Source organism: Aeromonas sp. 600479 (assembly GCF_049175515.1).
In the GTDB taxonomy this organism is placed as follows: Bacteria; Pseudomonadota; Gammaproteobacteria; order Enterobacterales; family Aeromonadaceae; genus Aeromonas; species Aeromonas veronii_A.
Genome location: NZ_JAAKVF010000010.1, coordinates 19879 through 42859 on the forward strand (window position 1 = coordinate 19879; position 22981 = coordinate 42859).

The 22981-nt window shown below is 49.9% G+C and carries 18 protein-coding genes; 2 read left to right on the forward strand and 16 right to left on the reverse strand.

The annotated features are described in order from the left end of the window. Positions 1 to 159: 159 nt before the first annotated feature. From lpxH to G5149_RS11875, 3 genes are read right to left on the reverse strand one after another with little or no spacing between them, the layout of a single operon-like run. Positions 160 to 915: a UDP-2,3-diacylglucosamine diphosphatase gene (lpxH, locus tag G5149_RS11865; RefSeq protein ID WP_421212484.1), complete on the reverse strand. Its 756-nt coding sequence runs from the start codon at positions 913 to 915 to the stop codon at positions 160 to 162. Next, positions 912 to 1709 carry a DUF4269 domain-containing protein gene (locus tag G5149_RS11870; protein ID WP_421212485.1) on the reverse strand — a complete coding sequence of 266 codons (798 nt, stop codon included), beginning with the start codon at positions 1707 to 1709 and terminating at the stop codon, positions 912 to 914. Before G5149_RS11870 ends, lpxH begins: the two co-directional genes overlap by 4 nt. After that, entirely contained in the window at positions 1699 to 2196 is a 498-nt protein-coding gene (locus tag G5149_RS11875) for a peptidylprolyl isomerase (RefSeq protein WP_005337417.1), read from the reverse strand. Before G5149_RS11875 ends, G5149_RS11870 begins: the two co-directional genes overlap by 11 nt. A gap of 212 nt (positions 2197 to 2408) precedes the next feature. On the opposite strand from G5149_RS11875, the gene cysS reads away from it, so the two are divergent. After that, positions 2409 to 3785, forward strand: a complete 1377-nt coding sequence (gene cysS, locus G5149_RS11880; protein WP_421212486.1) for a cysteine--tRNA ligase — start codon at positions 2409 to 2411, stop codon at positions 3783 to 3785. 283 nt (positions 3786 to 4068) lie between these two features. Here the strand turns inward: cysS and G5149_RS11885 are convergent, their stop codons facing one another. The 6 genes from G5149_RS11885 to G5149_RS11910 all read right to left on the reverse strand — a co-directional run bounded on the left by G5149_RS11885 (position 4069) and on the right by G5149_RS11910 (position 9192). Beyond that, the gene (locus G5149_RS11885; RefSeq protein ID WP_421212487.1) at positions 4069 to 5679 is read right to left on the reverse strand and encodes a UvrD-helicase domain-containing protein; all 1611 of its coding nucleotides are present in this window, start codon (positions 5677 to 5679) and stop codon (positions 4069 to 4071) included. Position 5680: 1 nt separating this feature from the next. After that, positions 5681 to 5941: a hypothetical protein gene (locus tag G5149_RS11890; protein WP_421212488.1), complete on the reverse strand. Its 261-nt coding sequence runs from the start codon at positions 5939 to 5941 to the stop codon at positions 5681 to 5683. Beyond that, on the reverse strand, positions 5922 to 6929 hold the full coding sequence (locus G5149_RS11895) for an ATP-dependent nuclease (protein ID WP_421212526.1): 1008 nt from the start codon (positions 6927 to 6929) through the stop codon (positions 5922 to 5924). The genes G5149_RS11890 and G5149_RS11895 overlap by 20 nt, the downstream gene beginning before the upstream one ends. Continuing rightward, on the reverse strand, positions 6899 to 7378 hold the full coding sequence (locus G5149_RS11900; protein ID WP_421212489.1) for an AAA family ATPase: 480 nt from the start codon (positions 7376 to 7378) through the stop codon (positions 6899 to 6901). The genes G5149_RS11895 and G5149_RS11900 overlap by 31 nt, the downstream gene beginning before the upstream one ends. Before the next feature lie 326 nt (positions 7379 to 7704). Continuing rightward, positions 7705 to 8358 (reverse strand): hypothetical protein, encoded by a 654-nt coding sequence (locus G5149_RS11905; protein WP_421212490.1) that lies wholly within the window; start codon positions 8356 to 8358, stop codon positions 7705 to 7707. 132 nt (positions 8359 to 8490) lie between these two features. Further along, positions 8491 to 9192, reverse strand: a complete 702-nt coding sequence (locus G5149_RS11910; RefSeq protein WP_005346840.1) for a hypothetical protein — start codon at positions 9190 to 9192, stop codon at positions 8491 to 8493. Positions 9193 to 9705: 513 nt separating this feature from the next. Between G5149_RS11910 and G5149_RS11915 the strand changes: the two genes are divergently transcribed. Further along, positions 9706 to 10050 carry a hypothetical protein gene (locus G5149_RS11915; protein ID WP_421212491.1) on the forward strand — a complete coding sequence of 115 codons (345 nt, stop codon included), beginning with the start codon at positions 9706 to 9708 and terminating at the stop codon, positions 10048 to 10050. 1778 nt (positions 10051 to 11828) lie between these two features. On the opposite strand, the gene G5149_RS11920 is transcribed toward G5149_RS11915, so the two are convergent. The 7 genes from G5149_RS11920 to G5149_RS11950 are packed head-to-tail and all read right to left on the reverse strand — an operon-like array spanning position 11829 to position 22978. Next, on the reverse strand, positions 11829 to 13301 hold the full coding sequence (locus tag G5149_RS11920; protein WP_408855162.1) for a protein kinase domain-containing protein: 1473 nt from the start codon (positions 13299 to 13301) through the stop codon (positions 11829 to 11831). Continuing rightward, complete coding sequence (locus tag G5149_RS11925) at positions 13298 to 13876, reverse strand: hypothetical protein (RefSeq protein ID WP_408855163.1); 579 nt, start codon at positions 13874 to 13876, stop codon at positions 13298 to 13300. Before G5149_RS11925 ends, G5149_RS11920 begins: the two co-directional genes overlap by 4 nt. Further along, a complete protein-coding gene (locus G5149_RS11930; protein WP_252377465.1) occupies positions 13869 to 15554 on the reverse strand; it encodes an ATP-binding protein in 1686 nt (561 codons plus the stop codon). Before G5149_RS11930 ends, G5149_RS11925 begins: the two co-directional genes overlap by 8 nt. Beyond that, the gene (locus G5149_RS11935; RefSeq protein ID WP_421212492.1) at positions 15551 to 16693 is read right to left on the reverse strand and encodes a hypothetical protein; all 1143 of its coding nucleotides are present in this window, start codon (positions 16691 to 16693) and stop codon (positions 15551 to 15553) included. Before G5149_RS11935 ends, G5149_RS11930 begins: the two co-directional genes overlap by 4 nt. Positions 16694 to 16696: 3 nt before the next feature. Beyond that, positions 16697 to 17527 carry a hypothetical protein gene (locus G5149_RS11940; protein WP_421212493.1) on the reverse strand — a complete coding sequence of 277 codons (831 nt, stop codon included), beginning with the start codon at positions 17525 to 17527 and terminating at the stop codon, positions 16697 to 16699. Then, entirely contained in the window at positions 17524 to 21810 is a 4287-nt protein-coding gene (locus G5149_RS11945) for a hypothetical protein (RefSeq protein WP_421212494.1), read from the reverse strand. Before G5149_RS11945 ends, G5149_RS11940 begins: the two co-directional genes overlap by 4 nt. Continuing rightward, entirely contained in the window at positions 21803 to 22978 is a 1176-nt protein-coding gene (locus tag G5149_RS11950; RefSeq protein ID WP_408855167.1) for a hypothetical protein, read from the reverse strand. The genes G5149_RS11945 and G5149_RS11950 overlap by 8 nt, the downstream gene beginning before the upstream one ends. Positions 22979 to 22981: the final 3 nt, after the last annotated feature.

Here is a 22981-nt window from a genome sequence, read left to right on the forward strand (position 1 = left end):
TTTTGGTCGATTGTTGCCGTTGCTGGTGCAGCAGAACCGCTACAGATGGGCCGAACAGCACATCGGCATACCGAACTCGCCGTTCTACGTCGGTTCACCGGGTGTACAGGCGTGGGATGCCGGGCCGCAGGTTTTGCCTGCAACCCGAACAGGGGGATGTCAGGCGGATGGGTGAGCAGCAGGTTCGATCGTTGCCAGCGCCCGCATTTCCAGCCGCTGCTCGCCGGGGCGGCAGATCAGCACCGAGCCTTGTTCGAACCAGTCTCCCAGCACGATGCGCCGCGCCGGCTGGCCGTCGAGGGTGAAGTCGTGGATGGCGGGTCTGTGGGTGTGGCCGTGGATCATCATCCGGCAGTCTTGCTGGCGCAGCATCTCGTCCACCGCCGCGGGCGTTACATCCATGATGATCTGGCTCTTGTGGGCATTTTCCATCTGGCTTTGGCCGCGCATCTTGCAGGCGATGGCTTGACGGCGGGCGAGCGGCAGCCGCAAAAAGATCCAGCGCAGCCACTTGAGCTGGGTGATGCGACGAAACTTCTGATACCCCTCATCCAGGGTGCAGAGCAGATCGCCGTGGCTCAGCACTACCCGCTCCCCATAGAGGTCGATAACGCAAGGGTCACCCAGCAATGTCATCCCCGCGCGCTTGGCAAACTGCTGGCCCAGCAGAAAGTCGCGGTTGCCGTGGATAAAGTAGATGGGCACGTTCTGCTGGCTCAGGGCCAAGAAGGCGTCGGCCATCTGTTGATGGAGCGGATTGGGGTCATCATCGCCAATCCAGAATTCGAAGAGATCCCCCAGCACATAGAGGGCATCGGCGCCGGGGGCGTCGTGCTCGAGAAAGCGCACCAGTGCCGCGGTCATATCGGGCCGCTGGGCAGAGAGGTGAATGTCACTGATAAAGAGGGTGCTCATGATGTGGGGATCGGGCTCTCGGTCGAAACAGGGCAAACGGGGGTGGCAGAGATAGTAGAAACAACAGGGGACGAACAGTGCGCTGCGGGCACCATCGCATCAGTGGATGTATGCATACCGTCACGGGATGGCGGCTGCCATGACAACTCGGCCAGATTTCGTTCCTCCAGCGTCAGCAGCGCGGCATAAGGATCGCCCGCCAGCCCCAGCAACCGGCACATGGCTGCTTCCCCTTTTAGTCCCTCTTCAAGGCGCAGGCGCAAGACTTCCTGATAGAAAGCATCGCCAAAGCGTTGCAGCAAAACCGCCATCAGGGTGAGGTGGCGCCAGCCGTTCAGCGTCTCGATGGGAGCTGGGGTGACATAGAGCTCAAGCAGCCAGCAGACATCGCCCTTGTCAGAACCGCTATTAGCACAGCTCTGGTCGAGGCAGGAAAAGGTGCGCTCCAGCAGCCAGATATTGTCGCCCTTGATGCTTGCCAGCCAACCTTGGGTTGCAAGCGTAGCGGCAAACTCGGCGGGATCTGGATGCTGGCAGAGGATATCGAGATCGCTGTCCGGCCGATCGAGGCCGATGGCAAGCGTACTCACCAGCGCCATATCGGCGCACTGCGCAGCTAGCTCATCCCACACACCGGCGGTGAGCAGGGCATGGGCCGAGCGCTGGCGCGGGTTGCCGTGGGCCAGATAGTCGAGGCGGCGCCAGTTCGGACTGGCAGTGGAAGAGACAGATGGAAAAACTGCGGCCGGGGCCGCAGTTTTGTCAGTGCCGAGTCGGCAGAGATCAGTCAGCAAGGGTCACCTTGGTGATCACTACGTCTTCTACCGGCACGTCTTGGTGGATGCGGCCGTAGTTACCGGTCTTGACGCCCTTGATCTTGTTGACCACGTCCATACCGGCGGTCACTTCACCGAATACGCAGTAGCCGAAACCCTGGGTGGTGGCGGATTTGAAGTCGAGGAAGTCGTTGTTGTTCACGTTGATGAAGAACTGGGCGCTGGCAGAGTGCGGCTCCATGGTGCGAGCCATGGCGATGGTGCCGATCTTGTTGGACAGGCCGTTGGCCGCTTCGTTTTTGATGGGGGCGCGGGTGTCTTTCTCTTCAAAGCCCGGAGCATAGCCGCCGCCCTGGATCATGAAGCCGTCGATGACGCGGTGGAAAATGGTGTTGTCGTAGTGACCGTCACGGCAGTATTGCAGGAAGTTGGCCACGGTTTCCGGGGCTTTTTCAGCGTTCAGGGTGAGGGTGATGTCGCCGTGATTGGTGTGCAGAGTGACCATGATATGTCCTTTCATTTGATGCGGGCGACGAAGTGCCCGCAGGTGTATGGCATAAAGTGGTGGCAATTCTAGCCCATCAGGGGCTGGCGGCATAGTCTCTCAGGCGCCGTAACCGTGCTGGCAGGCGGGATTGGCCCGCTTTTCTGCCTCGTTTTCTGCCCCTGAACGGGGTATTATGACCAACCATTTTACTCACAGGCAGTGGTTAGAAGATGCTGAAGATATACAACACACTCACTCGTCAAAAAGAAGAATTCAAACCTATCCACCCGGGCAAGGTGGGCATGTATGTGTGTGGTGTCACCATCTACGATCACTGTCATATCGGCCACGGCCGCACCTTCGTCGCCTTTGATGTGGTCGCTCGCTACCTGCGTTACGCCGGTTATGACCTCACCTATGTGCGCAACATCACCGACGTGGATGACAAGATTATCAAGCGCGCCGCTGAAACCCGCGTCACCTGCGACGAGCTGACCGAGCGTCTGATTGGCGACATGCACGCCGACTTCGATGCCCTCGGCATGGTGCGCCCGGATATCGAACCGCGCGCCACCCAGCACATCGAAGAGATCATCGAGCTGGTGCAATCCCTGCTGGATAAAGAGCACGCTTACGTGGCGGACAACGGCGATGTGATGTTTATCGTCGAATCCTACGCCGACTACGGCAAGCTCTCCGGTCAGGATCTGGAGCAGCTGCAAGCCGGTGCCCGCGTTGACGTGGTCGATGCCAAGCGCAATCCGCTCGACTTCGTGCTGTGGAAGATGTCCAAGCCGGGCGAACCGACCTGGGAAAGCCCCTGGGGCCCGGGCCGTCCTGGCTGGCACATCGAGTGCTCTGCCATGAACTCCAAGCACCTTGGCAACCACTTCGACATCCACGGCGGCGGCTCCGATCTGCAGTTCCCGCACCACGAGAACGAGATCGCCCAGTCCTGCTGCGCCCACGGTGGCGACTACGTCAACACCTGGATGCACAGCGGCATGGTGATGGTGGATAAAGAGAAGATGTCCAAATCCCTTGGCAACTTCTTCACCATCCGCGACGTGCTGGCCCACTACGATGCCGAAACCGTCCGTTACTTCCTGATGTCTGGCCACTACCGCAGCCAGCTCAACTACTCGGAAGATAACTTGAAGCAAGCCCGCGCCGCGCTGGAGCGCATGTACACCGCCCTGCGCGATCTGCCAGTAGCCGCCGCTGCCGGTGGCGACGAGCAGGTGGCTCGCTTCAAGGAAGCGATGGACGACGACTTCAACACCCCGGAAGCCTACTCCGCCCTGTTCGATCTGGTGCGCGAGATCAACCGCCAGAAGGGTGAAGACATGGCCGTTGCCGCCGCGCTGGGCGCCCGTCTGCGCGAGCTGGGCGCCGTGCTCGGCATCCTGCAGCAAGATCCCGAGGCTTTTTTGAAGGGTGACGAAGCGGACGAAGAGGTTGCCGAGATCGAGCGCCTGATCGCCGAGCGCAATCAGGCCCGTGCCGACAAGAACTGGGCCGCGGCGGATGCCGCCCGCAACCGTCTCACCGAGATGAGTATCGTGCTGGAAGACAGCGCCGGTAAAACCAGCTGGCGCCGTGCCTAAGGCTGGTTGGCCTTGTTGGCGTCTAGTGCCAACAGGTTGAGCGAATAAAAAAACCGCAGCCCTTGTGCTGCGGTTTTTGTTTGTGTCTCTTCCCTCGACACCTCTTAAGCCTCTGCGATCCGCTTAAGCCTCGGTGGCCTGCGCTCTGATCCCCTCTCCCCTTGTGGGAGAGGGTTAGGGTGAGGGGGGCTAACGTCATTCTCCGGCGGAATATCATCCAATGCTTGGATGGCATCGCCGTTGTTGTGCGGGGTCTCTCGTCTAGATCTAATCTAGTTTATCTTTATTGATATAAACCTGTTAGTTGAGGTAGGTTTAAGAAATATGATGGACGTGAGGGAGCATAGCCACAATTCGCATTTCGCCTCATATTTGTTTGAACTAAAATGCAATATTCTTCAGCTCTAGTGATACCAACATAATGTAAATTAGTATCTTCTTCTAGACTGGGATAATTTATGTCACTGCGGTTGACACCGGGTATTCTGTGGGGGAAAGACCATTCCTCCATGTCCAGATGTAAGACAATCTTAAACTCCAATCCTTTGGATTTATGTAATGTCATTAACTGAACTTCATCATCAGTAACTGGCATAAATAACTTTATTAACGATTCATTGGCCCATACAGATCTAACGGCATCATTTTCTTCATCGAAATTCATATATCCCATCAGACGCATAAAACTACAGCATTTTTCTATAAAGCTATTGACGTCTTGTTCATTTCTAATGGCTTTTAGTGTTTTTCTGAGACCGGCAATTCTCTCTCCTACTAATCGGTTAGAATATTTATCAATAAAGTCTTGCGCAGTTAAAATAGTTGTGTGCTTATAAAGAAGAAAATCTAAATAAATATCTGATGGTTCAGAGCCTATGTCATGTAAAGGCGTGTCATTATATAGTCTGTAATTAACGCCTAAGCCGGATGAAAATTCCCTCAAAGATATTTCTTTCTTAGCTAAGACAGCAATGTCACAAGCTCGTCTAATTTGTCCTGACTCCAACCATCCTGTTATCCAAGGAGTAATTTGATTGGCTGTCTCGATTAAATTTCCATTAAATCGCAGTCTATAAACTCTAATGTCATCTTTATGTGTTATTAAGTCACATGAAGGGTCAAGAATACGAGAGCTATAGTTAATGATTGATGGGTGGCATCTATGATTCAGAGAAAGTTTAAAATGCTTGAAGTTAACTATATCTCTAGTTAATTCAAGTAGTAATTCAGGTTGACTTCCTCTGAATCTGTATATTGACTGATCAATGTCACCAACAGCTGTTGCGACTAAACCAAGCTGGTGTAGTTTAATGAATAACTCATGCTGTGCTTCTGATGAATCTTGGTATTCATCTATAAAAACATGTGAATAGCGGGCTTTTAAATAACGTTGTGCTGAAGTTGAATGATTGAGAATAAAAAGCGATAATGCAGAAAAACTACTCATCCACAATATATCGTCATTATAGAGTCTTTGAAATCCATCATCAGAATAGAGATCTCTTTCTGTGGGGGATGTGTAATTCTGAGAAAGGTATCCTCTATGGTGAGTTTCAAGCCTTTTTATTATCTTACAGTTAGATGGTTTGCCGCCCCATATCCTTCCTAGAAATGGGACTATGATTTCTTTCAAACAGAAACTATCAATTGTACCGAAAAAACTTAGTTTTGTATCATGAGAATTTTTTTTGCAGCGTTTCTTTAACTCCTCACTTGCCTTTTTAGTAAATGTGATAGCAATGACACCTTTATGACCTGGTTGGCTTGCGGTTACCAAGCGGATTTTTTCACTCATCACTGTGGTTTTACCGCTGCCTGGGCATGCTGTAACAACAATACTATCTGGGTAGTCTATCGCTGCCTGTTGTTGTGGAGTGGGATTAAATATAGCCATATTATGATTTTCTCAATTCTATTAACTTTCGTAATGGTCGGACTAATTCACCATCGTGCAACTTATAAAGTTTGTCCTCGATAGATAAAAGAAGACCTCTCATTCTTAGTGCTTTCTTTTCTTGTAGATATTTAATAGATGAATCAATATCTGTCTTTCCGAGAGCATCGTTTATTTCATCTGGCAACTCATTAACCAAGTCTGTTTCTAAGTCTATTTTTGATAAGAAAATGCCTTGTCCATTAATAATGGCCAGATACATGTTCCCACATGCCATTATCTAATACTTTTTGTGAAGTAAGCTCTATATCACTATTTTTTAGTTGAGGTTGACCCGATATGCTTAAACATCTATTGATGCCAGAGTATTGCCACTCATTTTTTCCGGGTACTTTTGATGTGTCATTATCAGTTCTCATTGTCCATGGGATAGCGAGAGCATTTAATATTGATGTGTAAACTTTAAAGGAAATTCCATCTACGGAAAGAATTGACAGATTTTCATAATCTAGATCTATACCAATAGATTTCGATAGTGACTGATATAAAAGTATTTCAGATGGCCCTTCAACTAAAAATACTCCATTGGAGAAAAATGCTTCTGCAGGCAGGATACTCATCCTGTAGCTCATATTATCCCAATCAGATTCTATGCAGTCTGAACAGCCACCACTTGCCGCAATAGTAGCTGTATCTTGACGTAGTAATCTAATGATTGAGTCTGGAGAGAAGTTTACGGTTATCTGTGGTGAGTGTGATGAAATAATAGTTTGGCCTGGTAACTCATCAATCAAATATGATGCTAGTTTTCTTTGTTGATGAGGGTGTAAATGTGCCTCAGGTTCTTCGACGACATAAAATATAACTTCATTTTCTAAATCATGCTCTCTGGCACTTTTAGCTTTCCATAAAGCTAGTAATATTTGATTATTCCTTCCATCACCACCAAGCATCACGTTAGAACCGTTCGTATTAGCTCCAAGCTGTAGTTTTTCTATAAAGTCATTGACTTTTATTGCGCCAGTATCAAGTTGTACCTCATAATCAGAATAATGGTAAGCTAGTTTTTTAAGCTCATCATTAACATCTTGAGTCGCTTTGTCAACATAAATTAACTGTGCTATCTTTTCATTTAATAACTCTAAATCATGGCCTATCTCACGGAGCAAGTCATCGTCTTCCTCTTTTTCTTTTTCTGAAAGAGACTCTTGTGCAATTCTTAATAGTTGCCGTTTTCTTTTCTTATGAATTGTTCTAAGTCACGTTGTGATTCAATATATTTTAAATGCATGTATTTTAGATAGAACCGTCCGCTAATTTCTTCTAGTTCACTCAGTGAGGGGCCTATGTAAAGTTTGTAATCTAAATTATTCCTCTGTGCTACGTATCTAAGAAATGTTTCATTATCATCACTCACATTTCCTTTAAGAACTGAGATGACTGCATCTTCGATGACATTAGTGAATTTTATAGTAATTGATATTTCATTACTAACATCGGTTAGACCAATATGAAAATCTAGCTCATTAGGTTCAAGGTCGGCCTCAGATAAGCTTTTGTCTAATAAAATTCTCAATGCATGTAGGAGATTACTTTTCCCTATGTCATTGGAACCAATTATTAAGGTGTTGTCTTTGAAGTTGATGCTGGAGTCCGCAAAATTTCTAAATCCAATTAAATGTACATTACTGATTTTCAATCTCGGATCCTTTTAATATTAGATACGTGGATTCGATTAACGAAGCGTAATCGGACGTTCGAGAAATAAGGTGTTATTACGATGAAATACTCACTATCGGGCCTTCAATATATAACCGTTTTTCCAATTATGATATCTGCCGCTTGCTGCTGTACCCGCCATAATTTTTCCACCTATGCAGTTATTTCGATGATTCCTGTTGCATAGGTGCGACAATCTGCTCTCGCCATGAGGTGGGCGAGGGGCTGGCTGCGAGATAACAACCCTCCTGACCTTTGCCTAGGATAGAACAGAGATAATGAGTGAGCGGAGTTGCACCCATATTTTTAAAAGCGACTTTCAACCTTCCAATGTTCACCATTATTATATGGTTCACCTTCTTTATCACATCGAGTAACTTTGTTTTTTCCATTACCCATATCGAGCTCAAGCCAAGGTAATGTAAAGTTTTTAAACATAAAATAGGCTGGTTCTTCTATGTTTATCTTTTGTGGCTTTTTAGGACTGCAAATTATGAAGTGAGGCCTTACATTTGGCCATGTGTTTTCGTTACCAAAAATAGCCTTAAATCGTTTATTTTTGCTATCTAGCTGACCATTACTAAAGTAGCTATCGCCTTTAGCTTCAATCATCACTAAATGGGTTTTATTTTCGGGATCAATGAAGGCAAGGAGAAAATCTACATCCTCTTGAGTGCCTGATATTTGCAAATCAACCTTTTTATTATTATCGATGAAGTTTCGTTGAAATATTTTTTCACCATGCTCTTGGGTGAGAAACAAGCTGGCATAGATCCAGTCAAGGTGATAATCCATAGCAGCAAAGTATTCACTAGGTATTTTTACCTTGATTAGCTTGGATATCTTATCAAGCTGGTTTTCATCCATGCGAAATTCTGGGTTTCCCAGCATTTGGCCAATTAGGTAAAACCGCTCTTTGCGGTTAAATGATTTCAAGTTTGAAATTATGTCAACGTCCATATAATTCACAGAGCTAGATGGTTAATTATTTTATGTGAGAGAATGGCAATGCTAATGCCCCCAGTGAATAGCTTTGCCGTGATTTTTCAAAATGAATAAAATGATTGCTTTCATGGGGGCTTTAGTCTTAAATTAAAGCTGTAGTGATTCCCTTACTTCAAAAACCTCTTCACTAACACATTTAGCTCGCTTTCCTTTTCCACTTGGTTGTATGACAAATTGAAGGGACCGATTTAAAGGAACTGGCTCTTCTTTGTAGTCTCGACCAATCCTAAAAGAGTCAGAAAATGCTGCGATGGAACTTGCGAAGTGATGAATCATATTGTCTTTGTCTGCATAGTCAGTTTCATCTAAATCGGTCATTCTGGATAATATCGCGCAGTCAATCAATGTTCCCTCCAGCCATAAAGAAGTAGAGGAATATCCCGCACACCATTTAAGATTAGTACCTTCTAAATAAGCTTCCATTGTGCTTGTGTTTTCGCCAACAAAACATGAACCTATCATCAACCCTGTGATATTGCATTCTTTTGAGCGTAACCCCACCGCCCAGATGAGGTCTGAAATTGATACATTGCCGACTTTTTTCTTGTAGCCATGAGCAGCAATATAGACAGTGGTATTTGTGAATTTTCTTTTGCACAAACAGTCTAAAGCTTTTACAAAACTACTTTTATCATAAAAGTTAGCATGATAAACCTCTGTGTCACCAGCAAGCTTACCCACACCTTCAACAAAAGGAAGGACGCTTGTTCTATTAGAGTCACTATAATCAAGTTCCCATGGTGATTCTAGAATTAATATTGCACGATTAGAACTATGTCTTTTTGTCATCTTGTCACCTATTTTAAATTTAATATATTGTTCGTATTTTATTGCCTTATTCGATCTCTAAGATTAAGTTTGTTTCTCCTAGGCATGTTATTACCTGCGTAAGTATGACTATTCTGTATAAATATATTTAAGATGCCAAATGGGTGGGTATCTAGGATTTTCCACATCATAACTTCGAATACACGAGGTACTATTAACCGGTTGCAGAGAGATTTTTATTTGGCCACGCAAAGAAAAGTCACTCGCCAAGCCGCGCAGCGGCGGCGAAACCCCGTCGAGGACGGAGTCCTCGTGTCCTGCATGGCGAAGGCATGCCATTTAGGGAGATGATTTTCCGCCATGTAAAGATGTTACCGAACCCCTAACCCTCTCCCGCAAGGGGAGAGGGGATGGTTACCGCGGACGATTACGCTTCGCTAATCGACCCTACAGGCTTATTGCACCCTGCGCCTCATCCCGTGGTGGGAGAGGCGCACTCCCGCTGCTTGGTGACCCATCCACTGGAGTGCTAGGATGCCCAACCGTTTTCTTATCCAACCCTTATCACTTATGGCAAACCGGCTCGTCGAGAGTAAAAACAGGATCACTCGGGCAGTACGCTGGCTCGCAACTCGCGGCGCAGCGCTCTTCGCAGAAATCTCGGAGTTTCAGCAGCGCATCTGGGTGGTCAGCATAACGAACGACAACTACACGGATACCTTTATCGTCAATGAAGGCAGCTTCGAAGAGCCTATGCAGTGGATGCGGCGCAAACAGTACAACGCCGACATGCTGCAGCGGGTAGATGCCATGCAGCGATCCCAGGTAATCCAGTTCGAGCTGGGCGACATCCGCCATCGCCTGATGCGGGTCAAATAACGCTGAGCATGCTCAGTAGCGACGGGCGTTGGGCCAAACGGCATCAATATGCTGACCAGCCAGTGACCCATACCGCAGGATGCAACGAAGGAAGTGAATTGCACCTCTATTCGGCGCAGGTTTGCTTGTGGCAACAGGCTTTGTGGATTGCGACATGCGCCTCACCCATATGAAGGTAAAGATGGTGACCGCGGACGATTACGCTTCGCTAATCGACCCTACGCTAAAGTGGCTACCGCCCCTGACTCTCGCTACCAGATTGCGCCGTTGACCATTGATCTCGGAAAAGGGGCCAACAGACGCCCGTCGCCATATTACGGAGCCAGAGTGGTCTTATCTATGGTTTTAATGGGCTAACTATCAGAAAAGAGTGATTTTTTGCGCTGGCACAAACTTTTATTAACTGACGATTAGTTGATGACTATCTGGGTTTTGGGCGGCCGGTGGGACTGGGGGTGGATGGGGCGCCCCCCAACGATACCTCGAGTCTGACGAAGGAGGCCCCTCAGACGCTCGAACTGCAGCGGTTATGGGCGGCAAGTGGAATGAGGTGGATGTCGCCATAGCGGGGCTCGATGTCGAACAGCTTATCGCCCGCCACCAGTTGTCCGCCGCGGCGCTGGTGCATGGCTAGCCGACTCTGGTGCTACTCTGGCAATAACCGCAAAGCGGGTCTCACTGATGAGCCGCGGATCACCTTGCTCTGCTTTCGGGCAAGACTTGGGCCGATAACATCCGCCCGCAGCCTGCAGCTTCCTCTCTCTTGGCCCTTGCCTCTTTCAAGGAAACCTCTGGATAGACAACTGGTACCAGCCCCTCTCCTTTCTACCGGGGCAGAACCTGAGGCGCCTGTACTTCCCCCGATAGGGAGGGCCTATTTCATCAGGCAGCCTCTGCTGCTGACCAGCGCCCCTTACTTGTGACCCCATGGAGTCGGATGGCGAAATGGAGGGCTCTCCCGTTTCAATTGGGAGTAGATGACAAGTGCAGGGAGGATAATCCACCACCTCACAGCCAGGCATAGCAAGCATATGGAGGGCTTTTTTCCCCCTGCCGGAACACGCGTCCCCTAATCACGGAGGAATATCACAAGGCCAGATTAGCCGACGAGAGACAACAAAAAACCCACAAAGCTTTTGGCTATGCGGGTTTTGGTATTTTTAAGACTCTAATATGGTCGAGGCCGGAATCGAAAATAGCACCTCAAAACCTTTAAAATCAACGAACACTCATTGTAAAAATTTCATCGTATACCTATCCGTATACCAATAATATTTTAGTGCTACCGTCCTGCATGTATCGACACCCAGTACCGATCTGGTTCAATTGGCCAAGGCCAAGCAGCAAAGAAGCTACATGCTGAGGGACAAGGTCGCCCTCTTTGTAAGGGGTTGCCAACTCTCAGAGCGAGAAACCTACTACAACAACCAGATATCGAGCAGGCTGCAGACACCCGTGAACTGCTTGCATAGGTGGAGCCACTGCTGTGCAGCATCTTGCGTGATAATGCCCGTTATATGAAGAGGGGCATCATACTGGCTGATTTAGCCTGGGTAAGCATGCATCACTGAGACGGTAACCCCCCCGAACATCTTATCGGTACCAGATGTAGCAAAGCTCGTAGCGATGCAGCCCTTGTCTATTCTCACTTTTGAGCAACACCAGACCAACCATAAACCAACTTCCAATGACAACCGCTCACTTTCCGGGGGATTTTGACAGAGATTTACACGTTCATCCCCCCACTTTATTTACCATTCCGAGAACATACCTTCCATTTACCAAAGTCCTAATCCCTGGTAAAACTGCCGCTTAGATTCCAATTCCACCGAATTATTGATGATGCGCAAAGCATGCTTTAGATAGCCAGCAGCAGCTGAATAGTCTCGCATCTGTTCACAAACCTGGATCAAGCAGATTAGAACTTGAGGTTTACTCGGACACTTTCTATTTATTACCTCAAGCGCTTCGCGTGCCTCCGAGAAATTAGCCTCCAAGCCAAACAACGTTGCACGCAGAAAATCAAGCTCTAGCGACCCACCATCCAGCCTTTCAGCCTCCTGAATAAGAGCTTTTGCTGGATTAGTTTTTCGAAGCGTAAGAAACGCCTTTATGCCAAGCAATCGGATTGATTGTTGATCACTCCCCTGTAGGCAGCTTTTGTATTCTCGGAGGAATACCTCTTCAAAATCAAACAGTCTATTTGCACGATAGAGCGCATTCAGTTGCTGTACCAAAGCAGTAAAATCATGGCTGCGAGCAAACTCACTCCCAGCTACTTTTGCGGCCTTTAGGTAGTCTTTTTCCTCCAAGGCCGTAACAACCGATGTTGACCAATCCGTAGAGACCTGCCCGCCTGATGGCGTTACGGTGTATTGCGGAGCGCTTAATTGATTTTGCCTTGCCAGCTCAAAATCGGATCGAAGAGATTCAATATCGCAGTATCGCTCAGACGGTAATTTCCTCATGCACCTCAGGATCAGTGCATCCACAGCAGGAACAATGTTGGTGTTGATTTCACTGGGGCGCTTGAAGGGTGCATGGCGGCGCACCTGAGAAGGTGTGTCATGCGGGAGCTGTCCCGTTAACAATTGATATAAAAGAACACCGAGGCTGTAGATATCACCTCTCAATAAATCCTCAAATGTTCCTTTGCGAGAAACACTATCGGAAAACTCTGGTGCAGCATACAGAACTGTACCCCCATTCTCCCGAGTTCGGACATAAATTTCTTCGGGAAGAGCGGAGCTTCCAAAGTCAGTCAACTTCACCAAATCTCCCGCCCCCACAAGAATATTATGTGGTTTGATGTCACCATGCGAAATAGGGGTTGGTAAGGTTGCCAAAAAACCAACCGCGTCAAGCACCTGCGCATATATGCCGAACAGCCACTCAAACGTGTTACCGAAATGTTTATCTCTTTGCTCCAGTTTTTGAGCAAGGCTTTGACTCGGAAAGTACTCCATTTCTATGAAGAACCATTCGTTCTCTGGAGGAATTCTCCCCATATCACAAATCCGAACGATATTAGGATGTTGATCTACTGTTAGAAGCTCTTTTCCTTCGGCAAGTAGACGATCATCTTTAGTCAGGTCTTTAGGTATCTTCACCGCGACAATGGTGTTGTCTGACAGTCTCTCCGCACGCCATACCCAACCATGACTGCCATCACCGAGACATTCGAGCAAGAGATACCTATTGCCTAAGCGTTTATTAGTACCTGGCAGAAAGTGTGCAGACTTAATATTCACATCAACCTCTCACTACGAATCTGCTTGAGAAGTAGAGTTCCACTTGACTCAACCTCAAAAATAAACCGGTTAAAAATAACAGCTGTATTTCGTATTGCCGGGACCTGCACACCAACCGACGATTTGAAACCTTGTCGACATCGCTGTAGAAGCACATCTTTATTTGGCGCAGAGACAACCCCCTTGCTCCAGGCCGAAAGAATCAGCACTGAAGGAGCATCACCCCACCTCATGGATGCCTCGAGTAAATTGCAAAGCTTCTCGTCGAGCTTTTTTTTCCCCCGAGCGGTTCCATCGAAGCGTTCAAACTCAATCAAGACATCAGGCGTCCGTTTCGTTCGGCAAAACCAGGTTGAGTCAGAACGAATATCAGCACCATGCGTCATCGGCACCGGATACTCGGTTACCGCCATAAAACCAAGTTCATATCCTAGCTGATTCCAAGCACTGCAACCTAAGCTGTGAATTAAGACATCCTCGTCACGAACCCCCCAGCTAGACAGCATGGGGTAACTGCGACCGACAAACTCGAGTGAGGACATTTCTGCGCAAATACGCCCTACGAGATCAGTCACCAAAGCTTCCCCAAACTCGCAGCACTTCAGGCGATTCTCCGCCGTGTATCAGAGCCTTGCCACCCACTTTAACCAAGAGTGGAGCAGGAATAGATCGCCCACATACCAAAGCCTCACCCGTTGACAAATTAGGCAACTCGTCCAAGTCGGCCTTACTTACCATGTCAGACGCTTTTGCGATAAAGCGCTGGTCGTCTGGGTTTTTCAGTCGCATGGTAATCAGGGTGTTGCACTGTGATGTCACATCTGCGTCCAACTTTGATGGACGCTGGCTAACAATGGCAAAGCCAACGCCAAATTTGCGCCCTTCACCTGCAATTTTCTTGATGATCCGGTGACTAACCGCATTTCCGCCGGCAGGAGCAAAATTATGTCCTTCTTCATAAACCAGGAAACAAGGTCGCAGTGGATCTGTTTTGCTGGACGCAGCACGTAAAATCTCACTGGAAAGTAGCGCGCAGATCACCTGTTTGGCCGTATCACTCAGCCCTTGCAGATCGATCACAACGAGACGCCCCTGTTTATTCGAAGGGCGGCCGACCATTTTGTAAACATCGGTCGGGGCGGCCATAGCCGCAGAGTAGAAACTTTGCGCTTCGTTGAGTACCCGAGACAACTTCATCGAAGTCACAGCCGCACTGCGGCCGTTTAATGCTTTGCCTTCTGCTTCAGAAAGATCATCCCATTCTCGTAACTCTTCAATGCCATCACCGAGAAGATATCGAAGGCGATTGATATCTCTTGGCTCAGTCTTGTCTGCTGTCCGCCAGTAGCGCAACGCCACATCAAGAACACGTTGCTGTGGCTCGGTCAGTCCTGGCAGAATCTCTGCCACATCATCCATTTCAAAGTGATCGAACTGCAGCGCAAGCTGGGTGTTTTTGCCTGCGTATTTGTGCTTGAACGAATCATTTTGTGGTGTGTAAACATGGATTCCCGCTCCAGCTTGCTGTAATCGTTCCAAGGTCTCGCGGATTTTCGGAAGCGTAGTGCGATCGCGTCCATCTTCGCTTTCTGACAGGCCTTCTGAGAAGTTTAATTGCCCTTTCGCCAAGGCTTTTCCATATTCACCATGCGGGTCGAAAACAACAACAGTTCCATTGTTCAGTGCCACCAAGCGTTCAATGATACGGCCAACTGTGTAGGACTTACCTGAACCAGTCATCGCCAAAACGGCCATATGCTCAGTGACCAGTTTGTTTACGTCTAAAAAGACGGGCACTGTGTTATCGCCGCGCTCATACCCAACGAGATTTCCTAGGTGCAAACTCGAGTGTTCGTTGAATTCGTAGAAGTCGCTTAAAAATTGAAAATCCACCGTTTCAACGGCAGCGCCGGGATCGAGCGGGCGGCGCGGAATTTTTATCTGACGAGACACCGGATCGCGGTAACCAACCAGTTCAACATTTGCATAGAGATTCTCGCCAGTAACGCTGGCGCCCGGGAGTAATTCGAGCTCAGTCACGCCATCGCCAAAGCCAGCATTGAACAGCATATTAGTTCGAGTAATTCTGGTAACTCGTCCGAGCACAGGCACAACGCCTTCATCGGCGCGCTCCTGATGCATGATGCGGACAAACTCCCCTCGGCGTACGGAAAAGGAATCCTGAACCACCATCGTCAGTTGCGCTGCGTCACCGGTATTGCCAACCAGCTTTCCAAGTACCTTGTGTTTCATGATTCAAACCCTTCATCGAGACCGGATAACCACGTACTTTCAACATCATTACTACGCAGAGCTTCATTTAACCCTTGCTGATAGTAGGCAGTGAATTTTTCGAGAATATTGAGTTGCTGCCGACTTAACAGCTGCGGCAATGGCATTGCTTGCTTCCTGCTTTGCATATCCAGAATCATCAATCGGGATGCCACTGTATCCAGCAAGGTGGAATTCCAATCGGATTCTTCTCCAGCCAACTGGGCCAGTTTTATTTGACTTGAGCGCGCACTGCGAAAATGAAAACCAATGACTCCTTGTCCCACCTCACCAGCAGGTTCCATTCGTGATCGATTCTCGGTCATCCGAAAAGCGATAGTTCGGGTGAAGTTACCCAATATGCCATTGATAAAACGAGTATCGCCAATGCCGCTTAGACGCTCTTCCAATCCTTCGAGCAAGGCAGCCGTGTTCGGCGCAAAACCGTCGCTGGTTAAAATATGCTTACGGCCTTCTTCAGTGCGCAAATCTTGCCGAGCGATACTGACAATGGCAGAGAATCGCTCAGCCAGAATGCTGGTGAGGACAGGGCCTTCCGGATTCCATGGAAACAGGGATGCTCGGTTATTCTGCCAAAACCGCTCGATTGTATCCCTAGTCTTTTCAAATTCAGCCCAGTGCCGCACGTTCCGTTTCAATGGGACCATGTCACGATCAATGAACAACGGGGTATCAATAAGAATCAGATTGGCAGAACCCTTCTGTTGCAGCAGCCGCTCCACCAAGGCATAGCTGTGCCGCATCTCCACCAAATCGAGGCGCTTTCTCTGTGCTTCGAAATCAATATCATCAAGCTCAGATACAGAATCAGATCCAGCAGTGCTGACCTTATTATCCTGTATCGTCAGATCTGTTCTTATCGCAGCGGAGGCATAGATAAATCCCCCTAAAGCACGGTGAATACATGAATGACTCGCTATACCGGAGACCGCGAGATTGACGACTGATGGTCGCTTTACCGACTTAATTAAGCCTGCATCCCGAAATAGGGGCGCCATTTGCTCAATATCCCGAATCTGTTTGAGTAAGCGACCAGCACTGCCAGGCAATCTCAACTGACTATCAATAGCCAGTGCTTGTGCAAGATTGGTTGTTTTCATCAACTAGGCCTCTTTTCTCAAATTTTCGGCAAATCCCCAGTACTTAGATTCCATCAAGTGAGTAACGCCCTGCTCGGTCACTCCGCGATCATTGAGCAATCCAGCATTTCTCAGGCGCGACATATTTTCAGGCAGATCGAAGCTGGCTAAATTCAATAGTGGCACTGCATTTGTCTTCAATCTGCTCAGCAATTCCTCGGTCGTAGCAACATTGAACCCGTAGCAACACACCAATACAGTGGCATCCTGAGGACGTATAGCATCTTCTTGAGGCTTCTTTTCTTCAACCTCAGTAGTAACAGACTGCACCCCACAATGTCGCTCGACCTTAACCAGAAAGTCGTTAACTAGTGCAGCCTGATCCAATAAACTAATCGACCAAAGCGGTAGTGTTGTTGCTGCGATCAAGCCGCTATTGGAATGGGTTTTCCAATATCGAGTATGGCTAGCCAGTTCACTCGAAGAGGCTTGCTCTATGCATTCGCCCTCAATACCACGCAGCCGGTACGAGACCTCATCCTTAAGCAAGTTCTCCAACGATGGCTGTTGATCCGCAACCAGAAATGACGGTACCAACTCAATCTCCCAGTCGAGAAAATGGGAAATACGCCCCTCCTTGTAGGGTGGGAGCAGCAGTAATGAACAACCAGGTTGACGCACCCAAGCTGCACACTCTTCCTGCAAATCTGGCGATGCCTGCAACTGCTCACCTGTCATCAGAACAAAACCTGTCTGCGGTAAGCCATGCTCGGGCGACAAGTTAATATCCAACAAGCTGGCTAAAAAGCGGCCTCTGCGGTGCGCCTGCAATTCCGGGGTCAAATAAAGCTTCACGCATTCCCCCCGAAATAGAGTTTCATTTTCAGGATGCCCTTGGCCACCAAAGCCTCTTGAGTGGACTGTGACAGTGCTGGACTTTTGCCATCGGCAATCGCCTTTGCCAAATTTTGCCAGCCCGTGAAGTCAAGATCTGTCCCGCTTAACAATTGCGTCGCTTTGGCTTCCCACTGCGCTTGCTGCACATCTATCGTCACATGCAGGTCATGCAAGGAAAGTGGAGATAAGCTACTCAGGCTAATTGCCGTTGGTGCAGCTTCGTTGCAAGCAGCGAACAGTGGCATTAGCACTGGAAGGTAACGATCATTGGTCTGACGGACCAAAGTCTCACGATGAGACAGAATCGTATTGTCAATCTTCGTGATAGCGCCGCCAATAACATTCAACTGAGTTTGGATGGGATTCAATAAACGATCCGGAACATCACGGATGGCGCTGAACTGACCCTTGCGTGCTTGCTCTCGGAATTTCTCACGTTCGCTCTTCGCCGTGTCAGCCAAGTCTTCAAACGCATCGCCAATCAACACCAATTTTTGTCTAAGTGCTGCTAGCTCTTGTCCGTGTGCCGGTGTCGCGTAATCTGCAGGCATGGGCTCCAAAACTCGCGCAGCCTCTGCACATCGCCCTTGCAACTGTGCAAGGTATTCGGTGATCTCAACAAATTTTTTCTTGCCTGCTCTGTAGCTACTGGCAATGCAGCCAAGGTTCTCAGCCAGACCCAAAGCAGTTCCATTGTCGATATTGACGCCCGCTTCTTCAGCGAGCAGGCGCAGGCGATCCGCCGCCTTGTCCAGTTGAAGTGAGCGCAGGTAATGCAACAAGGTGTCTGAGCTCGCCGTGCCCTCTGCCGCTGCGGTACCGCTGGCGTTGTGTTGCTGCAACGCCCCATCAAGAATGTTGGTCACCGTCTGTAGCGATAGGGTGAATAGGCTACGCGGGAACAAAGGCAGATGTTGTATATCAGCCTCAATGTCGGTGATCAGATGATCAATGCCTTGTTTGATATGAGATGCTGCATTCTCAACATAATCCGCAAACAACCGGGCCTGTTCGATGCGCTGATAGAGCGATTGGCTCTTATCGTCGAGGCGCAGGGTATTGATATTACCCAAGGTAATCTCAGGCACGCACTCCGGTTTGACACCTGCAACGCGCTGCAGCACTTCATAACGTCCGGCGAGTAGAGTGGGCATTTTCTCAGCAATAGCAGACAAATCAGCGGCACCTTGCAAGGCGAGCGCTTCTTCACCGACCTTCAGTGCGTCAAAGGCGCAGCGGGCCGCCTTGAGCAATTCGTGCGCTTCCACCGTTTCAGTACCGGTGGGTGACTTACCCAAGGGTGCGAAAAGGCCAGGGATCCGGTCATAACCGAAAACACGTTCCAACTTGGCAACCACAGCCTTGTAGCCGTCAGCCCCGTCGCCATTAAACCAGTTCTGCGCCTCGTTGATGGCGTTATCCAGCTTGGCACGCGGCAGGCTTTGCCATTTGGCGGTTGCAGCAGTTGCGTCTTGTAGCTGCAACAAATACAGCTCCCCGCACCACCACATCCAGTCGTCAAACACGTTCTTGGCTGTCACGTTGGCATGCTGCAAATAGCCCCAATACCAATCGCGCTTGGCCTTATCCAACGTCCATTCCTGAATACTGGCTGGATTCGCTATACGAGCCAAAAAGTAGGGAAATATTGCTTGCGCCTGCTGCGGGTTAGCCAGATCGCTAAACAAGCCTGCGTGCTCTTCCTTAGTGAACCCTAAGCTCAAGAGTTTGTTTGGCAGCGCCAGACGTTGCATCAGTGATGCGATATCTTCGGCATCAATGCCGTGCCGAGTTTCCAAATCATGCAAGCCCGAGAGCTTTGGCTCCTTGAACATAAATAGCGTCCAAGCACGCAGTAACAGATCGCGATCTTGAGCATTGATCTTTCCAGTCGGTTTGAATGGCCACGCAATCAAACCTCGCTCATTCAAGCGGGCACGCCATTGGTGGATCGCTTGATAGGCAAAGTCGCGCAGGGCATTGAGTTTGTTCTTGAACTTACTGGTCAGTCGTGACTCATCCAACACCAGGCCCTTGCACTGCTCGGGTGAGAGGCCGATGCGCTCCAACTGTTCCACTTCGCTGGGGTTCAGGTAATAGAGCAGCAAATCGTCTTTGAGCTTTTCGCTGACATCGCCCCGGTTGTACTGCTCCATTAAGTGGGTAGAAGCAGTGAATGCCATCACCGGGAAGCGGCCTTCATCCGAGTGGCGCGTTGCCGCCAATTGATGCAGGCGATCCAGCTCCTCACGGTTGTTCACCCAGACAAACCACGCCAGATTGTCCGGGTGCAGCTTCAATCCCTCGCAATACAACAAGCCTCCACGCTGACCTGCCCCTTGCCCACGCAAACTGGTTTGAATGTGCAAATTCTCTTTGTTGGCGAGGCTGGCCTGTGCATATTGCCAGTTCTTGTCTAACAAACGCATTAACCCGATCAGGCGAGCAGTCCAGCGCAAACCCGGGTTGTGGCTACTGGCCTGCAAGAAGGTCTTTATCGCCGCCTCGTGCAGATCCGCATCCACCGGGTCGCGGAAGATCATCGAATTGTGTTGCTGGTTACGGTAGCGCAAATCCAGTCGCAACAGCATTGCCACGCTGGGACCAATATGGGTGGCTTCATCATTCGGAATGAACTGGTCGCCGCCAATCAGCTTTTGCCAAAGCGCATCGGCGGCGAACTCTACGGCCGGGTGGTCATAGAGCAAACTCAATAGATGCTTGAACTCCCCGCGCGACAGCGGCATCAGCAGCACATCTTTCTCAGCCTCATTGATGGCAAAGGTACGCAGGTTTTGCAGCAGGGCCGTGAGGCTGAGTGCCTGCTCGACAGCAGGGTACAGCCATTCATCCTTTTCACGTTTGAACTTGGCATCGATCAGCGCCTGGCGGCATTGGATCGCGTCAAATGGCATCTTGCGATACAGGCTGGCGACCGGTTCGCCATCTTCATTGACCAACTGCAACAGCTCTTTGCTACGCGTTGGTATAGCATCCAGCGCCACGGGTAGTTGGCCGTACAGCAACTCCTGCGCAATGGCACGCAAATCGTGGTCACCGGTTTTGATGCCCTCTATGGCGTGCTTGTCCAACACATGCTCGGCCACACGCCCTGAACTCTCGATCACTGCATCGAACAGCTCACCAATATTGGTCAGTGGCTTACCCGCAGCCTCATACTGAGCCAGCACCGCATCCACGTTGGCCATGATCACGTTGAACCAACCAAAGTTGGCACCACTCATCGCATAGGCAGCTTCCACCAGTCCGGTCGGGTAATCGTGGGCCAGCTTACGCTCTGCCTGAAGTTGCGCCACATAGTCAGATACATCGGCAAACGCATTGTGCTCCAGCTCCACCAGTTCAAAACGGCGGGCGACAGACTGGATCTCGCGCAGCTGCTGGCCCAGCAAAGGCGAGCACAACGCCACATACCGTAGCCAAGGCAGCTTGCGTCGTGGGTCCTCTTCCTTGATGGCTTTGCCGATCAGGCGGATGGCTTGGCCGTCGAGTCGCTTGGCATCGTCTTGCTCCAAGCCAAAGGTGGCCGCCTCTGCCACGGTTTCCAGCTCGTCCAGCACCACCAACACATAGCCAATGCCAAACTTTTGCAAATAGCTGTAGGCTGCCTGCACCAGGCGCACGACCAAGCCCTCTTCTTCGTAGAGTGCCTCCTCAGAGTGGGCCTGATCCAACTCCAGGCATTGCGCCAGTTGCTGAGGGTCGAAGCCTGCCGGATTCAACCGATGTAGCGCCTGTTCGGCGATCTTGCTCTGAATAGAGCCATCGAACGACCCCGTTGCCAACGGCAGTAACGCCTTATAAAGACCATAGCCGAACCAGTTATCCGAGTTCTGGTAGTCAGAAGCCACCTGCGAATAGCGGATATACAGCGCCAGGTACTTATCTTGCGTGGCCTGATCAAACAGCTTTTTATCTTCCAGCTGCACACCGTCTTCGCGCACAAACCAGCCTTTGGAGCAATCATTGATCTGGGCGATCAGCTCATGTCCCAGACGCGATTTACCGCGCCCCCATTCCGCCTCCACCGCAAACACATGGGCAAAATTATCCGCATCCTGATCCACAGTATGAATAAACGTGCGATAGCGCTTAAAGAAGCGACTTTGACCCACCAGCGGATCACGGGGTGGGTAGTCGGAAACACCGGTAGCCGCCCAACTGTGGCGACGAGCCATACCAGCAATATCCGCAGCGGTAAATTGATCGTTTTTATTCATCTGTAACTTCCCCCTGAACCGCGTACTCTGCCTCTGGTTCGCGGACAGAACGGTGTTGATAGACTTGTTTGTGTGCTTGATACAGGGCCTCGGCACTGAGACGCACGGCCTGCCACAGCAGTTTGCCAGTTCGGTTAAAGACTTTGCTTGCAGGTAGGCTGTAACACTGATCGGAGAATTGCGGATGGATCTGGTACTGACCCAACTGACTACTTGCGCCGTCCTGATAACGCCAGACGGCGTGCTTGAGCAACAAACCCACCAGCGGCGAGAGCTGGGTATTTAATTCTGCCGGGCTCGGCTGAGCGGGAAAGCAGGCCACACCCAAACGATCCAGGATATCGAGAAGCAGATCGGCCAGCGTGCCACAGCGCACTTCATCGCCTTCATGGCCAATCACATTAACGGCAATTGCAGCCGGGGCAAACGCGTCTTGACCTGCGGGCAGCTCCAATAGCAAACCACCCCGGTTTTCTGCGCGCCAGGCATCCTGCGCATAACTCAACATGGTCAGCAGCAGAACCCAAGGATGGGCGAGTACCCAAGCCATGGTATTACCTGCAGCCAATTGGGGGGGACCATCACCGGATAACAGCGCACGAGTGTCAATCTTAAGCCCTGATGTGGGTAAGGCCAGCAGCCGTCCCTTGACCCAATTCTGCTCTGCCTGAATACCGCAGACATCCACGGCCTGCAGGGCTGGCAACGCATCCTGATGCTCAGCCAATTCTGCCGCCACAGCCAAAATACGGATCAGCGCTGGCGTTGCTGCCGCCTGCTCAAGACTCATTCCCAACAATTCACGTTCTTGTGCGGCATAAGGGCTGGCATCGATCGCCGCATTAGACAAGGCAGCTTCAACCCAGGCTGCGGATTTACCCAGCCCTGACACCAGATCGATCAGGATTGCGCCCTCCGCCATCTGCCCTGCCTCCTTACAACGGGCTGCGGCAATGGTCAGCCAAGCGGCCCGAAGCTCGGAGTATTGGGCAAGTAGAGCGCAAAGCAGTTCAGCATCGCTGGCCAAGGCCGGTCGCGCCGCCAGCAGGCGCTGACTGATGACCCAACCGATGAGCTTGCCCTCCTCTCCATCCCCCGCGACACTTGCCACCAGCGGATGAACCAAACCATGCAGCGGCAGATCGGTATCGCGCTTGTTGGCAGCCATCGA

Bases quoted from the DNA above. Each gene is read 5' to 3' on its own strand.
- lpxH (WP_421212484.1), bottom strand. From the start codon at position 915: ATGAGCACCCTCTTTATCAGTGACATTCACCTCTCTGCCCAGCGGCCC.
- G5149_RS11875 (WP_005337417.1), bottom strand. From the start codon at position 2,196: ATGGTCACTCTGCACACCAATCACGGCGACATCACCCTCACCCTGAAC.
- cysS (WP_421212486.1), top strand. From the start codon at position 2,409: ATGCTGAAGATATACAACACACTCACTCGTCAAAAAGAAGAATTCAAA.
- G5149_RS11885 (WP_421212487.1), bottom strand. From the start codon at position 5,679: ATGGCTATATTTAATCCCACTCCACAACAACAGGCAGCGATAGACTAC.
- G5149_RS11890 (WP_421212488.1), bottom strand. From the start codon at position 5,941: ATGTATCTGGCCATTATTAATGGACAAGGCATTTTCTTATCAAAAATA.
- G5149_RS11905 (WP_421212490.1), bottom strand. From the start codon at position 8,358: ATGGACGTTGACATAATTTCAAACTTGAAATCATTTAACCGCAAAGAG.
- G5149_RS11910 (WP_005346840.1), bottom strand. From the start codon at position 9,192: ATGACAAAAAGACATAGTTCTAATCGTGCAATATTAATTCTAGAATCA.
- G5149_RS11915 (WP_421212491.1), top strand. From the start codon at position 9,706: ATGCCCAACCGTTTTCTTATCCAACCCTTATCACTTATGGCAAACCGG.
- G5149_RS11930 (WP_252377465.1), bottom strand. From the start codon at position 15,554: ATGAAACACAAGGTACTTGGAAAGCTGGTTGGCAATACCGGTGACGCA.
- G5149_RS11935 (WP_421212492.1), bottom strand. From the start codon at position 16,693: ATGAAAACAACCAATCTTGCACAAGCACTGGCTATTGATAGTCAGTTG.
- G5149_RS11945 (WP_421212494.1), bottom strand. From the start codon at position 21,810: ATGAATAAAAACGATCAATTTACCGCTGCGGATATTGCTGGTATGGCT.
- G5149_RS11950 (WP_408855167.1), bottom strand. From the start codon at position 22,978: ATGGCTGCCAACAAGCGCGATACCGATCTGCCGCTGCATGGTTTGGTT.